This window comes from Paenibacillus sp. sgz302191 (assembly GCF_057749925.1).
Genome location: NZ_JBYLHY010000002.1, coordinates 428,588 through 442,479, shown reverse-complemented (window position 1 = coordinate 442,479; position 13,892 = coordinate 428,588). Strand labels below are relative to the sequence as shown.

General features: G+C 47.1%; 19 protein-coding genes. All 19 read left to right on the top strand.

Annotation, left to right across the window (positions count from 1 at the left end; translation table 11 throughout):
- The first annotated feature begins 17 nt into the window (after positions 1-17).
- The 19 genes from AC3G2T_RS04430 to AC3G2T_RS04340 all read left to right on the top strand — a co-directional run bounded on the left by AC3G2T_RS04430 (position 18) and on the right by AC3G2T_RS04340 (position 13,888).
- Positions 18-902: a hypothetical protein gene (locus AC3G2T_RS04430; protein ID WP_488434664.1), complete on the top strand. Its 885-nt coding sequence runs from the start codon at positions 18-20 to the stop codon at positions 900-902.
- The gene (locus tag AC3G2T_RS04425) at positions 868-1,212 is read left to right on the top strand and encodes a replicative helicase loader/inhibitor (RefSeq protein WP_488434663.1); all 345 of its coding nucleotides are present in this window, start codon (positions 868-870) and stop codon (positions 1,210-1,212) included. Before AC3G2T_RS04430 ends, AC3G2T_RS04425 begins: the two co-directional genes overlap by 35 nt.
- Positions 1,205-2,599 carry a replicative DNA helicase gene (dnaB, locus tag AC3G2T_RS04420; RefSeq protein ID WP_488434662.1) on the top strand — a complete coding sequence of 465 codons (1,395 nt, stop codon included), beginning with the start codon at positions 1,205-1,207 and terminating at the stop codon, positions 2,597-2,599. The genes AC3G2T_RS04425 and dnaB overlap by 8 nt, the downstream gene beginning before the upstream one ends.
- A gap of 2 nt (positions 2,600-2,601) precedes the next feature.
- The gene (locus tag AC3G2T_RS04415; RefSeq protein ID WP_488434661.1) at positions 2,602-2,937 is read left to right on the top strand and encodes a hypothetical protein; all 336 of its coding nucleotides are present in this window, start codon (positions 2,602-2,604) and stop codon (positions 2,935-2,937) included.
- Positions 2,938-2,971: 34 nt separating this feature from the next.
- Entirely contained in the window at positions 2,972-3,265 is a 294-nt protein-coding gene (locus AC3G2T_RS04410) for a hypothetical protein (RefSeq protein WP_488434660.1), read from the top strand.
- 36 nt (positions 3,266-3,301) lie between these two features.
- On the top strand, positions 3,302-3,880 hold the full coding sequence (locus AC3G2T_RS04405) for a hypothetical protein (protein WP_488434659.1): 579 nt from the start codon (positions 3,302-3,304) through the stop codon (positions 3,878-3,880).
- 13 nt (positions 3,881-3,893) lie between these two features.
- Positions 3,894-4,154 (top strand): hypothetical protein, encoded by a 261-nt coding sequence (locus AC3G2T_RS04400; RefSeq protein ID WP_488434658.1) that lies wholly within the window; start codon positions 3,894-3,896, stop codon positions 4,152-4,154.
- Entirely contained in the window at positions 4,151-4,672 is a 522-nt protein-coding gene (locus AC3G2T_RS04395; protein WP_488434657.1) for a sigma-70 family RNA polymerase sigma factor, read from the top strand. Before AC3G2T_RS04400 ends, AC3G2T_RS04395 begins: the two co-directional genes overlap by 4 nt.
- A gap of 209 nt (positions 4,673-4,881) precedes the next feature.
- Positions 4,882-5,427, top strand: coding sequence for a tyrosine-type recombinase/integrase (locus AC3G2T_RS04390; RefSeq protein WP_488434656.1), 546 nt, complete (start codon positions 4,882-4,884; stop codon positions 5,425-5,427).
- 271 nt (positions 5,428-5,698) lie between these two features.
- Complete coding sequence (locus tag AC3G2T_RS04385) at positions 5,699-6,070, top strand: HNH endonuclease (protein ID WP_488434655.1); 372 nt, start codon at positions 5,699-5,701, stop codon at positions 6,068-6,070.
- Positions 6,071-6,496: 426 nt separating this feature from the next.
- Positions 6,497-6,976 (top strand): phage terminase small subunit P27 family, encoded by a 480-nt coding sequence (locus AC3G2T_RS04380; RefSeq protein WP_488434654.1) that lies wholly within the window; start codon positions 6,497-6,499, stop codon positions 6,974-6,976.
- Positions 6,939-8,783: a terminase large subunit gene (locus tag AC3G2T_RS04375; protein ID WP_488434653.1), complete on the top strand. Its 1,845-nt coding sequence runs from the start codon at positions 6,939-6,941 to the stop codon at positions 8,781-8,783. The genes AC3G2T_RS04380 and AC3G2T_RS04375 overlap by 38 nt, the downstream gene beginning before the upstream one ends.
- A gap of 18 nt (positions 8,784-8,801) precedes the next feature.
- Positions 8,802-10,088, top strand: coding sequence for a phage portal protein (locus AC3G2T_RS04370; protein WP_488434652.1), 1,287 nt, complete (start codon positions 8,802-8,804; stop codon positions 10,086-10,088).
- Positions 10,089-10,092: 4 nt separating this feature from the next.
- Complete coding sequence (locus AC3G2T_RS04365; protein ID WP_488434651.1) at positions 10,093-10,716, top strand: HK97 family phage prohead protease; 624 nt, start codon at positions 10,093-10,095, stop codon at positions 10,714-10,716.
- Between the two features lie 116 nt (positions 10,717-10,832).
- Positions 10,833-12,011, top strand: coding sequence for a phage major capsid protein (locus tag AC3G2T_RS04360; RefSeq protein WP_488434735.1), 1,179 nt, complete (start codon positions 10,833-10,835; stop codon positions 12,009-12,011).
- Between the two features lie 33 nt (positions 12,012-12,044).
- Positions 12,045-12,602, top strand: coding sequence for a phage gp6-like head-tail connector protein (locus AC3G2T_RS04355; protein ID WP_488434650.1), 558 nt, complete (start codon positions 12,045-12,047; stop codon positions 12,600-12,602).
- A 30-nt stretch (positions 12,603-12,632) separates the two neighbouring features.
- Positions 12,633-13,079 (top strand): phage virion morphogenesis protein, encoded by a 447-nt coding sequence (locus AC3G2T_RS04350; RefSeq protein WP_488434649.1) that lies wholly within the window; start codon positions 12,633-12,635, stop codon positions 13,077-13,079.
- Position 13,080: 1 nt separating this feature from the next.
- Positions 13,081-13,425: a hypothetical protein gene (locus AC3G2T_RS04345; protein WP_488434648.1), complete on the top strand. Its 345-nt coding sequence runs from the start codon at positions 13,081-13,083 to the stop codon at positions 13,423-13,425.
- Positions 13,409-13,888, top strand: coding sequence for a phage neck terminator protein (locus AC3G2T_RS04340; protein ID WP_488434647.1), 480 nt, complete (start codon positions 13,409-13,411; stop codon positions 13,886-13,888). The genes AC3G2T_RS04345 and AC3G2T_RS04340 overlap by 17 nt, the downstream gene beginning before the upstream one ends.
- Positions 13,889-13,892: the final 4 nt, after the last annotated feature.

Genomic DNA, 13,892 nt, shown 5'->3' with positions numbered 1-13,892 from the left:
TTGAAAGAGGGGATAACATGCCTAGTGATAGCTTCCCATTCCCCATGTATTCCGGGTTGTTGGAGCCACAGCACTATGAGCGAATCGGAAATTCGATTTGGCTTTTCCTTTGGTGCATCAGCGCCACAACGAAAGAAGTTATTCGCGATGAGGAGACCTGGGGCATCGTGTTAGGCTCCAAACCGGTTGAAATAGATGAGCTGGCTGAGCGGTTTGGTGTGAACCGCTCCACGGTCAAAAGGTGGATCAAGTCCTTGCAGGAATATGATTACATTAGAACCAAACGCGCACCCTATGGACTCATATTTTCAGTAAGAAATTCCAAGAAATTTGCATTAGGTGGAAAGCTCAATAATGAACCATCTGTCAATGAAGAAGGTTCAAAAACGAACCATCACAGGACGGCAGAAGGGGCAAATATGAGCCAACCAACGAGCAAAAATGAGCCATCTAATAAAGATATGGTTTTAAAAGATGTTGTTATTATTACTGATCCTGACGAAATCATGAGACGAGCGATTGAAGTTGAAAAGTATTTCGTTGCTAAAAGAGGCAAGGGCTTCAACATCAGTACAGCAGATTTCGAAGAGGTAAAGAAAATGGTCGCGGACGGTATTCCGCTTGATATCATTCGTAGCAGTATTGATAAATCGTTTGCTGAGTACAAGCCCAAGCATGCAAGAGACGAGATCCGCAACATGAACTATTGCATTCCCCGTTGTTACGGGGAGTGGGAACGGTCAAAGGTGAAACCCATAACTGGTGCGGTGCCGCACGTGCCAGTCGCCCTTGAGGGACCGCCGAAGAAGACGAAGCAGCAGCAAGAGATTGAAGACCTACGCCGGAGAGCTGAGGAGGAACGACAGCGTGAACAAATCGGAAGTGTTCGAGTTGATGATTGAAATCAAAAAAAACTATGCTGCATTTGATGTGAGCGGCGAAGAGGTAGAACGGCATTTCAAGCATTTAAAAGATTTCCCTTTCGCCGCTGCAATGAAAAATGTTGATGCCTTTGTGAAAACGAACCAGTTTCCGCCGAAAATCGCAGATATCCGCGGTCGTCTGGGTGATCATATGGCCGGAGAGCTCGGCAAGCAGCAGGCCGCACAATACGAAGTGAATTTGACCCTGTGGTCATCGGAAAATAGTGAACCACCAGAAGGATACTGGCAAAGCATACGAGACAGGTTGAGGGGTGAACAGCATGTATGAACAATGGGGCATTCAACTTCCAGCTGACATACGAGCTGAACAGGCGCTGCTCGGGGCTATATTGATCGACTCGGAGGTTTTCGACATTGTAAGGGAGCGCTTGATCGGTGGCGAGTTCTTTCGAGAAGCGCACTCTCGTATTTTTCGGGCAATGGTCCAAGTGCGTTCTTCTGAAAAACAAATCGATCTTGTCACCCTGACAGCCCAATTGCAAGATTCGAGAGAAATCGAATTGATAGGAAATGTTGGTTATCTCTCTGAGCTTGCTTCGGCTGTACCAACATCTGCGAACGCCGGGTACTACATTGATCGAGTACAAGAAATGTTTCTCCGGCGAGAAGCCATACACACGGCAATGAATCTCGTGAAGCAGGCGACGGAAGAACAGGATGTACGTGCATTCGTGGCTATGGCTGAGTCGGCCGCCTCAAAATTATCCGATCAATCAGCACCAAAGCAGGAATTTAAGCCGATTCGGGAAGTTCTCTTGCAAGCGTGGGACGATGCAGAAAAACGGTACAATGCCAGACATACAAACCGCGGAATTACTGGCATTCCGTCTTGCTTCACCGATCTTGATAATATGACCGCTGGTTTTCAGGATGGCGATTTTATCGTAGTTGCGGCACGTCCGTCGGTCGGGAAAACAGCATTCGCGCTCAACATTGGGCAGAATGTAGCTACGAAGACGGGCGAGAATGTTGCTATATTTAGCCTGGAAATGTCTTCATCACAACTTGTTCAGCGGATGATATGTGCCGAAGGTAACATCGATGCCAGCCGGATGAGAACAGGTTTCTTCCACAATGAAGATTGGGAAAAAATGACGATGGCCGTTAGCAAATTGTCGGAATCGGGCATTTTCATTGATGACACACCGGGTATGACCGTGAATGACATTCGATCTAAGTGCCGCAGGCTTATGAAGGAGAAAGGTCTTGGCATGATACTCATTGATTACCTGCAATTGATCCAAAGCGTAAGTAGAGGAGCAAATCGGCAGGAAGAAGTATCTGCAATATCAAGAACATTAAAACAACTGGCTCGCGAGCTGAATGTGCCGGTCATCGCTCTATCGCAGCTGAGCCGTGGTGTCGAGCAGCGGCAGGACAAACGCCCTCTAATGTCCGATCTTCGCGAGTCTGGAGCAATCGAGCAAGATGCTGATATTGTAGCTTTCCTGTATCGCGATGACTATTATGACAGCGAATCAGAGAAAAAGAACATAATCGAAATCATTATCGCAAAACAGCGGAACGGACCGGTAGGAACTGTAGAATTAGCATTCCTCAAGCAGTTCAATAAATTTACAAACATTGATCGGACGCAGCCTCCGCCAGACTCAACAAACGGAAAACCTATTCCAGATATGTATAGGGGGGCATAGTGGTGCCAAATGAAAAAGGATGGTACACGAAAGAAGAAGTTCTTGCAACGGGATTACCGTACTACATTCCGCGGTCGGATAAATGGACAAGTGAGCCATATCCGTTTGCGGTACTACTATCAAAATCACGTTGTAAGCAGCTAGGCATGCCTATTTTGAGTAGCGGAAATGAAAAACCTTCGGCTTTTAAATACTCCGCAAATGCGGGTGCCGGAACAGGCGACCTCAGTCACCGATACGTGCCCTTATACGACAGAACGGATGTGTTCGAATCCGGCGAACTTGGATTATCCATTTTGTTTGAAGGCGAGATTATGGGTGTTCCGACTGAACAATGATTATGAATGAGACTACAAGGGAGGAAGGGTAACGATGGCTGAAAGGTTGATAAGCGCCGAGAAGCTTCTTGACTGGATCGAGAACTGTACGGAAGCTGATGGATTTTGGAATGGCGATGGATTGACAGCATTTGATGCACTATCGGATGCAATTGAAACAGGACACCTTGACCCTGATGATCCGAATGAAATTAAACCAGGGGATATGGTCATTTTACAAACTGCGGAACGTGGAATAATTACCAGCATCCAATATGCCCATAACCGATACCAGTTACGGGGCGTTAGTGGGTGGCAGCATGGAATCGATCAGATTAAAAAGATATGAACACCTAATGGTACTTAATATAAGGGAGGATTTACTATGAATAAACAAGCAGTATTAGACGTATTGAACAGCCTGGAGGTAATCGATCAGCATGGTGGAGAGGACTCCTATATTTTGGTGGAAAACAGCAAGGAAAACAGAGAAAAGCTTCTTGCCGTTGGTGTTACGAATGAGGAAATTGATGATGCCGGAGACGATGAGACGTTCTGTATTCTTACCCTTGCTTTTAACCAGAACCAGTATGCTGATAATTTTAAGGATGGTAGTTTCATTCTATGGGAACGAAATAAAACCATCAACCAGTTGGTTTCAGAAGCACATCAAAATGCAATTTCAAAAGGTTGGTGGAACGAAGATCGTACATTCGGTGAAATTATCGCACTAATGCATTCGGAACTATCCGAAGCATTGGAAGACTATCGGAACGGACGCGAAACAACAGAAACCTATTACGAAGGCGAAAAGCCTTGTGGAATACCTTCTGAACTGGCTGACGTAGTAATTCGAGTGTTTGATGCTTGCGGTCGTTACGGCATCGACCTCGAAGGAGCTATCGCTGAAAAGATGGCGTACAATGCAACACGGCCGCAGCGACATGGCGGAAAAACGCTGTGAGGAAGTGATTCCTTTGAACCTAAAGGCACTACAACTTATCGAAGCGGCTTTAAAGCCGATCATTGAGCATCGGAAGAGAGACATAACAAAAATGGTGATGTACGTACCGCCAAATTCGCAGCTTCTTGAACAAGGATTTGTGAATACCAAATACGGGGTTATTGCCGTCGACGTAAATAACTGGCTTGCGAAGGGTACCTCATACATTATCGAAGAGACCAGCGTAGGAAGTGCCTTCGCCTGGGTACGGCGGAAGGAAGGAGGGACGGGATGATCCAACAATCTGTAAAATGGCTTGACAGCATCCGTGATCTTAAACTTTCGTATCGCGGCACATATCGATTATTGCAGAAAGCGAAAGTAAGAGCGAAATCATCAAAAGACTTCACGACTCAGGATATTATTTCGGAAATGATATCCGATGTAAACTTTGCAATTGAGTGGATGCATACAGGGCGGCGACCAGGAAACAAAAGAGGGATCGAGCGGCTCGCCAGTTATCAGAGGGAGAAGTTAGTTGACCCTTTGAGAATGCAAGCCTTTGTCCGAAATACTAGATCGGCAAGCCCTACAACATTGACGGATTATCAAAGATTTCAGATTCAAGACGCTTTGTCTAGGCTAAGTGAAATGGAAAAGCAATGTTACGTACTAGCTCATGGGGAATGCTACTCTCATTCAGAAATTGCTGAGCTTTTGCACATCACGAAAGGGAGCGTTTCGCAATTAGTCAGCAGGGCTCAAAAAAAAATTTCAGAAGACCTTCAAAACAGCCTATTTCTATGCGAATAGGCTGTTTTTTGTCATGCGTTTGCCACCTATATATGAGAGGACTTATTACAAGGAGGTAAGCCGATGAAGAAAAGAAGATCGCCGCCGCCAATGCTGCAGCCCCAAAAGTGCCGTGGGTGTGTTTGGGGGCGTTGGCAAGAAACGGTTCAATTTTGCAGTAGGGCTGTTTGTCCAAAGGATGAACAGGCACTAAAGAGAGGTGAAAAACCTTGAACTTCGTCCAGCCTATTCGTGATAAGGAGATATTGGCCGATATCAAGGAACATCTCAAAAACACAAACCAGCGGAATTACATTCTTTTTATTCTAGGTATTAATACAGGTCTTCGAATCAGTGACATACTCAGACTTAGGGTTCGTGACGTTTTGGGGACTCATATTACAATCCGGGAGAAAAAAACAAAAAAAGAGAAACGAATCCTAATCACTCCCGATTTGAAACGGGAGCTTACTGATTTCGTTGAAAACAAGCAGCCACATGAATATCTTATCAAGAGTCGGCAGGGTGCAAATCGTCCAATTGGCCGAAGTATGGCGTATAAGATGATGCGACAAATTGCAGACGAATTTGGATTGGACGATATAGGCTGCCACACGCTACGAAAAACTTTCGGATACCTGTTTTATGAGCAGACGAAAAAGGATATTGGGAGGCTCATGCAATTTTTTAATCATTCAAGCGAAAGGATCACGCTCCAGTATATTGGCATCGAACAAGACTCCATGGACATGATTCTGAAACGGTTCAAAGCATGAATTCACCATATTGCGGATAGGTGTAACTCAGTTTAGAGAAAAGCTAGAAAATCCTGAATTACCAAGCGTTTGGGAATATGAAACGACTTACACACAATATCCATTATGGGTAACTCAAAACAACCCCAAAAAGTGGCCTCAAACCCTTGCTGTGACTGGGGAAAATGGGGTTTTGTCTATGTGTAACTCAAAATGGGGGTGGGACGCGATATGTCCAACGCATCTAAATAGCTGCTATTAATGCATATTTCTGGAAAGTGTGAGGTATAAAATGCCGCCAAAATCTAAACGCCCGTGTAGTCAAGTTGGATGCCCGGAGCTAACAACGGAGCGCTTTTGCAGCAAGCATAAAGAGCTTTATCGGCAGAAGTATAACCGAGAAAGAGGGAGTGCAGCGAAACGGGGATATGATGCAGAATGGCGGCGAGTACGAGTTCGGTTCCTGATGCAGAACCCGTTGTGCGTTCATTGTTTCAATGCAGGTAAGGTTATTGCAGCTACTGTCGTAGACCATATTGTTCCGCACAAGGGCGACAGAACATTGTTTTGGGACCGCGACAATTGGCAAGCCTTATGCGCCAGTTGCCACGGCGTAAAGACGGCCACAGAGGACGGAGGATTCGGCAATGAAACTAAACACTGATATTTATATCAAACCACCGCCGACACATAAATGCTTAAGGTGCCTGCGAACTGAGTGTAAGGACCCGTGTATTATCGATGGCGTGAGGTGCATCCTCTGCGGCGATACTATGTTTCCTATTTCGTCGCTGCCCACAAACGATCAGATCGAAAAGCCGCTATCCAAACTCAGAGTAACAGTTGATTGGGGGAGAGTCGAGATAGTTCAGGATATCTTAGACACACTGCAACATGTCGCTGAAATTACCACATGCGATGAGACAAAGAAGTATTTAACTGAAAGATTAAAAATTATTTCAAAATAATTTTTTTAAAAGAGGCCCCCCAGGCTTAAAAAAATTAAAAAAAAGCTTTTAGGGACCGCGCGCCCCTCTAATGTGAAAAAAAGTCCCCGAGGTAAGTTTCTAAGGAAAGGAGGGAATGCCCGTTGAATGAAGTAATCCGATTTGACCATATGCGGGTAGGGAAAAAGGGTGGCGGAAAACACTGGACAAAAAAGGAAGTTGAGAACCGGGAAGCGGCGGCTAAAAAATTTGAGAGAAAGAAAAAACGAAATTTGTCGATCCCATCTTGGTTATCCGTTGAAGCACGTAAGGTGTGGCGGAAGACCGTTAGGGACATGCAAGAGTTCGACGTGCTGGATAAAGTTGACGAAGATGTTCTCGGCGCTTATTGCGATGCAGTTGCGAAGCTGCAAGATGCCAACGCATTAATAGAGGAGCATGGATACACAGAAGTTAACGCACAAGGTAACAAAGTCGTGAGCGCCCATGTCAAACTAGCACAGAGCTATTCGCGCATTGTACTTGCCTATTCTAACAAACTCGGTCTAAACGCAGAGGCAAGAGCTCGCCTGGCGAAAAATCTCGGTGATTCGACCGGCGAAGAAGATGACGATTTCGACTGATTACGAAGATGTTCATCCAACTAATCGTTATGCGGCTGAAATTGTGACGTGGTTACGCCCGAGCTGCGAAATGGAATACTTGGCCTGCAAGCGACATTTGAACGATTTAAGTAGGCAAGCAACGCCAGAGTTTCCATATGTGTTCGACGAAAGTAGGGCCGACCGCATATTCGAATGGTTCGAACGTTGTTGTCGGCATGTACGGGGGCCGTTTAGTGGTGAGTTGATCGAGCTTGCCGATTTTCAAAAATTTGACCTTGGCTGCGTGTTCGGATGGGTCCATATGGATAGCGGAAAGCGCCGGTTCAAAATATCGTTTAACGAGCGTGCCCGGGGGAATGTTAAATCTACGGAAATGAGCGGGCTTGCATTGTACGGCATGTGCGGTGATTGCGTATATCCTCCTGGGGAGCCTGATATCAAAAGGTATGAGGAAAGCCCCGAAGTGGAGTGTGCTGCCGTTGATAGAGGACAGGCAAAGCGTGTTTGGGGCGATGCTCAAAAGATGGGCTTGGAAAGCCCTGCAATTTCAAAGCGTCTGCATATTAAGAAAACGTACATTGAGCATAAAAAACGTGGTGGATGGCTTCGGCCGCTCTCGAAGGATACGAAAAACAAGGATTCGGGCGCCCCGTGCTTTGTTATCATCGACGAGTATCACGCCCATCCTTCCAGCGAAATTCGTGACGTGCTTTATTCTGGATTTGGCAAAAGGCTACAATCCCTCATGATGATTATCTCGACGGCGGGGAAAGACGCAGAAAACAATCCGTGTAAACGCGAGTATGACTCGCTAAAGAAGATGCTTAAAGGCGAAATTCCCATGGATGAAACGATCTTCGCTATGATTCGTGAATTGGAAAAAGGTGATGATCCGCATGACGAAACTGCTTGGGTGAAGGCAAACCCAATTTTGCAGGATGAAAACGAATATGCCGATGAACTGCGAGCTCAAATCCGAGCTGAGCATGACAATGCCTACAATACTGGTGATCCTGCAAAAATACGCGAGTTTCTTACGAAACGACTAAACATTTGGCAAGCTGATAGTGAGAACAAGTACATGTCCGGCAATATGGACAAATGGAAAGACCTTGCAGCATCCCGGGAGGATTTTCTGAATCTTGTGAGAGGATTCCGGGCATGGCTCGGCCTAGACTTATCGAAGCGCGTCGACCTAACGGCAGACGGCTTTGTGTTCAAGTTGGACGGATTAGTTCCGGTCAAAACAAAGAAAGGTACAATAAATCCGCTTTATGCTGTTTGTGCTCATGGGTTTATGCCGGAGGAAACGGCCACAAAGCACGAGCATTCGGATAGGGTTCCATACAAGGCATGGGACAAGGATGGGTGGTGTACCCTTACTGACGGTGCCGTTACGGACTACAGGTACATTTTGAGCCATGTTCATGATATGGAAGAAAAGGAAGGTTGGTCGATTGTCGAAGTTGACTTTGACCCTTACAATGCGACGCACTTCGCTCAAGAGATGGAAGCGGATGGGTACAATACAGTCGAAATTCGGCAGGGTGTGCAGACACTATCTGAGCCTACAAAGTATTTTCGTGAATTGATCCTTAATGGGCAGATTGTTCACGATGGTTCACCGTTATTAACATGGTGCCTTTCTAATGCCATCGAGATAATTGACAACAACGGTAATATTAAATTGTCGAAAAAACACAAGGATGATAGCCAGCGTATCGACCTTCTCGCCGCGATTATAAACGCATTGGCTCGCGCCATGTACGGTGAGAAAGAGATTGATCTTAACGCACACATCATGAACGAAGACTTTTCGTTCTGATTAGTTTGGAGGTGAACTGTGAAACTACGAAACTTATTCAGATGGCCGTCGCGTCGTTCTTCCGAAGAGTCTGACCTGCGGAATCCTGCGCAATGGTTCATCGAATGGCTTGGCGGCGGAACGCGAACGGCCAGTGGCGAAATGGTCACTAGTGATACGGCCATGATGAACAGTAACGTGTATACTTGTGCTTCGATCCTGGGCGGAGATATCGGGAAACTCCCGATCCAGCTTTTCAAAAAGGCGGGCGAAAGTATCAAAAAGGATTCGAGCCATCCAGTTTCTCGAATCTTGGGTATACGGGCTAACCCGTATATGAGCGCATACATCTTCAAAGAACTGATGCAGGTTCATATGAGTGTTTGGGGGAATGCCTACGCTTCAATCGAATGGTATGAGGATGGCCCGTACAACGGCATGCCCAAGGCGTTATGGCCGCTCGATCCGTCCAAAATGGATGTTCGCTTGGATTCGCAAACCGGCGAAGTATGGTATATCACGACTCTGCCGAGTGGTGAACAGCGGAAAATTCACTATCTGGACGTATTTCACTTGAAGGGAATAGGGAAAAGCGGGCTTAAAGGAATGTCCCCGATTGCTGTTCTCCGTGAGGAGATCGGCGTACAACAGGCGCAGAACAAGTTCCTTGGTTCGTTCTATAAGAACGGCACCACAAGCAGGGGGATTCTGCAGGTTCCAGGCGGGGCCACATTGGAAAAGCCTGCAAAAGATAAACTGCGCGAAGAGTGGGAAAAAGTAAATTCAGGTCTTACCAATGCGCACCGCATAGCCATACTTGATGGAGGTATGTTGTATCAAAATCTCGGCATGCCTCTCAAAGATGCTGAATTCATTGAAACAAAAAAGTACGGGAAGATGGAAGTCGCGAAGATTTACAAGATTCCCGGCTACAAACTGGGCGTCATGGAGGGTGCGAAATTCGCCAACATGGAAAACCAGTCGCTTGAATACGTGAAGAACACGCTGCAGCCAATCATCACAAACTGGGAGCAAGAATGTAATTTCAAGCTTTTCACGGAGAATGAGCAGCGGCGGTACTACACGAAATTCAACATGACAAGCGAACTGCGCGGCGATAGTATCAGCCGGGCGACGTTCTATAAAATGATGGTCGAAATGGGAGCGTACAATTTGAACGAGGTCCGGGAGCTGGAGGAGAAAGACGGCATAGGTGAAAACGGCGACAAACATTTTGTCAGCCTAAACTACGTGTCTCTCGACAAAATGGACGAATACCAAATGGCGAAAGCTGGCGGAAAGAGTCCGCCGGGAGGGGGTGAATGACCAAATGCCAGAAAAAGAAATCCGATACCTACCTGTGCAAAGTATTGAAATCCGCGCCAAGCAGTCGGAAGAAGATGCAACGATGGGCATTTCCGGCTACGTAGTCAAGTGGGATCAGCGCAGCCAATTGATATGGGGCGAGTTCTACGAGAAGGTGGCGCGGGGAGCGTTCGCAAAGAGTCTCGAAGAGAATACGATCAAAGCTCTATGGAATCATCGGAGTGATTTTGTGCTTGGCTCCACAAAAAGCCAAACGCTACGCTTGAAAGAGGACAAAACCGGCTTGAGTTTTGAAATCGATTTGCCGGATAGTTCTTGGGGCCGCGACGCCTACGCTTCTATTCAGCGTGGAGACGTTGACGGGGTTAGCTTCGGTTTCTATGTCCGAGGGGATTCGTGGCAATATCTGAAAGACGAAGACGTTTACGAGCGCACGCTGCTGGACGTGGACCTGTTCGAAATATCGCCCACTCCATTCCCGGCCTACCCAGACTCTGAGGTGAGCCAGCGAAGCGTTGAAGCTTTGGGCATCACGACAAAAGAACAGCGTCAGAAGGAAAAGGAAAGGCTTATGTTTGAAATGGAACTTATCCAATTTGAAATCGACCTACTCGACCTATCAGTCTAGGTCGTTTTTTATTGCCAAAAAATAAAATTTCGGAGGTACCCCATCACATGAAACCATTGAAAACTATCGAAAGAAAGCTTGCTTTGCCATTGAATATCCAGCATTTCGCCGGAGGCATGACCAATCAAGAAAGAGAACTGCGCCAGCAGTTGGCCGAAAAGCGTGAAGAAATGGATCAACTCGCGAAGGCCGGAAAGTTCGAAGAAGCTCGCGCGGTGATAGCTGCAGCAAATGTATTGAAAGACCAAATTGAAGTATTGGAACAAATTCGCAATACAGATACGGTGCCGGGCAAGACTAATCCAATTGTAATTCCTGAACCGGCAACCCGCACGGAAAAGAAAGCTGCCGAACGCGAAGAGTACCGCAATGCATTTTTTAAAATGTTTCGAAATCAGCGCCTGAATGAAGAAGAGACTTGCTTGGTTGAAGAAGTCGAAGCAGAAATTCGCGCAGGAATGCAAGGTGGGAATCCCGAAGATGGCGGGTTGATCGTTCCGCAGGATATCCAAACGCAGATTCATGAATTTAAACGGCAATTTGTTTCACTGGAACAATACGTCACCGTCGAACCAGTAACAACCCGCACTGGTTCTCGGGTGATTGAGAAGAATGCTGATGTAACGGTTTTTGTGGAAATCACTGAAATGACAGACCTTGCCGACATGGGGAATCCAAAATTCAAATCCATCAACTATGCGGTGAAGGATCGCGGCGGAATCATGCCGATTTCGAATTCCCTTTTGGCTGACACGGATCAAAACCTTATGCAGTATATCTCCAGATGGATTGCTAAAAAATCGACAGCCACTAGAAACAAACTCATTCTTGATTTGCTTGCGACGCTGACCAAAAAGGCGATTTCAGGTTTGGACACAATCAAAACCGTGCTGAACGTCGATCTTGACCCAAGCATTTCTTTGGGCGCTATCATCGTTACAAATCAGGATGGATATAACTACCTTGACCTTCTCAAAGATGCAGATGGAAAAGCGCTTCTCCAGCCAAATCCGACACAGCCTACTCAAAAGCTGCTCTATGGAAAACCAGTGGTCGTGATTTCAAACAAATGGCTTCCATCAACCGGGACAACTACCAAGAAAGCACCTATTATCATTGGGGATTTGAAAGAGGCGATTGTCCTTTTCGACCGGCAGCAGTATTCCATCGCTTCTACGAACGTCGGCGGGAATGCCTTCACTAGCAATACGACACAAGTGCGGGCTATTCAGCGTGAAGACGTTCAAACATTTGACCCAGAGGCAGTTGTATACGGCGAGCTCACCATTTCCTAATGGGGCTCGCCCTTTTTATGGGGGGGAGTCACAATGTTAACAACCCTTGATAGGCTCAAAAGCGTTATGCAAATTCCGCTGGAGGAAACTTTGTATGATAGCGACTTGCTGCTGCAGATCATGGCGGCGTCGGCCAAAATCGAGAACAGATGCAAACGGTCGTTCCGGCAGCAGGAATATACGGAGAAAATATCCGGGTATTGCGAGTACAAGCATATCAACCTTCGTAATTTCCCTGTGCATTCCATAGCGGATCTGACCGGGCCGAACGGTCCAATCTTGGACTATGAGATTATGGAAGAAGGCCGGGTATACCGCCGCTGCGGGTGGCCTGCCGGCGAATACAACCTGACCGTCAAATATGTCGGTGGCTTTGTGCTTCCCGGAGAAGCGACGGCAGACCTACCTTCCACCCTTCCAGCACCGTTGGAACTGGCCTGCCTCCTTCTTGCCCAAACTATGCTCCGAAGCCCTGGTGTGACTTTGGAGCGGGTTGGGAACATTAGCGTCACCTATGCTGCTGAAGCGAGCGGCGAGCTTCCTTCGGCAGTTATGGCCCTTATCTCGGACTATATCGGAAGGTGGGTGTAAATGGCTCCCAGACGAACGAGGACGCGCCGTGTGAACGTGGAAATCACGGAAACAACCTTTCTTCCGTCGATTCTTCTCAAGCTGCGAGGATTGACCAAGAACGAGGTTCATATAGGGGCAGAAGGTGACGAGGAACTGGCGATGGTCGCCGGGGTATTGGAATATGGATCGCGAAAAATGAAGATTCCGGGCCGTTCTTTCATCGGCTCGGGGAAGAAGAAAGCGACCGCTGCAATTTCGAAACTGGTGAAAAAGGGAGTTAACGAGATTGTCCATGACCAAACAACGGCGCGGCAACTCCTTGTCGAAATCGGCGGGGTCGGCCTTGAAAAGACCTTGAAAAACTTCGACAAGATCAGGACACCTCCCCTCAATCCGATATACGCGAGACGGAAGGGTTCTACAAAAATTCTAGTCCTGGAAAAGCAGCTCCGCGACTCAATCAAATTCATCGTCGTTCCAAGGAGGAGAAGGTAGGATGATTCGTTTTTCTCAGACCGTTCGAAGATTTTCCAAGCCGTATACTCTCCTGAAATACACTGGAAAACGGGATGCGAACGGCGTATATCGCAAGGGAGAGGCTGAACGTATCCAACTGTACGGCAGCATACAACCTTTGGGGGCACGCTGGCTGCAAACCGAAGGTGGCAAGTATACAGAGGATGACCGGGCCTTGTTCACTTCGTACCGGCATGAAGATGGCCAGATCGTCGAATATGGGGGAAAGCAGTATCGGGTTGTTGCTGATGACGATTGGTCGGGGCATTCCGATACAAATGAATACAAATTGAAGCGGGTGACAACGCATGACCCCATTCCGTGAGATTCGTTCCGCCATTGTGCAAGGAATTGCGGCGGCAACGGGGCTGCGAGTCATCGAAATGAATGACCCTGGACCCGTGGAGGAATATCCGTACATCGCTTACGATTTCATATCTTTTCCCGATGAAGCGAAGGGCCATGCGTCCATATCCTTTGATGGGGTAAACAAGACATATACGGAAAATACGGAATTCACAGCTTCTTTCCACTCCTACGCAGCCTATAAAGACGAGGGTGTCGAGAACGCAATGCGCGTTCGTGAATGGCTGTTGACGGCAGGACATGACCAACTTTTCGAAACTGTGAACGTAGTCGTGGTACGCGCCGGGGCCGTGCAAAACCGTGATGTACAGATCGGCAGCGAGTGGGAAAGGCGCTTTGGTTTCGAGGTTGATTTCCGGACCGTGAACAAAATACAGACCGCCGAATACAGCATCGATTCGGCGGAAATACGAGGGAGTTGAACGA

Bases quoted from the DNA above. Each gene is read 5' to 3' on its own strand.
- AC3G2T_RS04430 (WP_488434664.1), top strand. From the start codon at position 18: ATGCCTAGTGATAGCTTCCCATTCCCCATGTATTCCGGGTTGTTGGAG.
- dnaB (WP_488434662.1), top strand. From the start codon at position 1,205: ATGTATGAACAATGGGGCATTCAACTTCCAGCTGACATACGAGCTGAA.
- AC3G2T_RS04410 (WP_488434660.1), top strand. From the start codon at position 2,972: ATGGCTGAAAGGTTGATAAGCGCCGAGAAGCTTCTTGACTGGATCGAG.
- AC3G2T_RS04405 (WP_488434659.1), top strand. From the start codon at position 3,302: ATGAATAAACAAGCAGTATTAGACGTATTGAACAGCCTGGAGGTAATC.
- AC3G2T_RS04395 (WP_488434657.1), top strand. From the start codon at position 4,151: ATGATCCAACAATCTGTAAAATGGCTTGACAGCATCCGTGATCTTAAA.
- AC3G2T_RS04385 (WP_488434655.1), top strand. From the start codon at position 5,699: ATGCCGCCAAAATCTAAACGCCCGTGTAGTCAAGTTGGATGCCCGGAG.
- AC3G2T_RS04365 (WP_488434651.1), top strand. From the start codon at position 10,093: ATGCCAGAAAAAGAAATCCGATACCTACCTGTGCAAAGTATTGAAATC.
- AC3G2T_RS04360 (WP_488434735.1), top strand. From the start codon at position 10,833: ATGACCAATCAAGAAAGAGAACTGCGCCAGCAGTTGGCCGAAAAGCGT.
- AC3G2T_RS04355 (WP_488434650.1), top strand. From the start codon at position 12,045: ATGTTAACAACCCTTGATAGGCTCAAAAGCGTTATGCAAATTCCGCTG.
- AC3G2T_RS04345 (WP_488434648.1), top strand. From the start codon at position 13,081: ATGATTCGTTTTTCTCAGACCGTTCGAAGATTTTCCAAGCCGTATACT.
- AC3G2T_RS04340 (WP_488434647.1), top strand. From the start codon at position 13,409: ATGACCCCATTCCGTGAGATTCGTTCCGCCATTGTGCAAGGAATTGCG.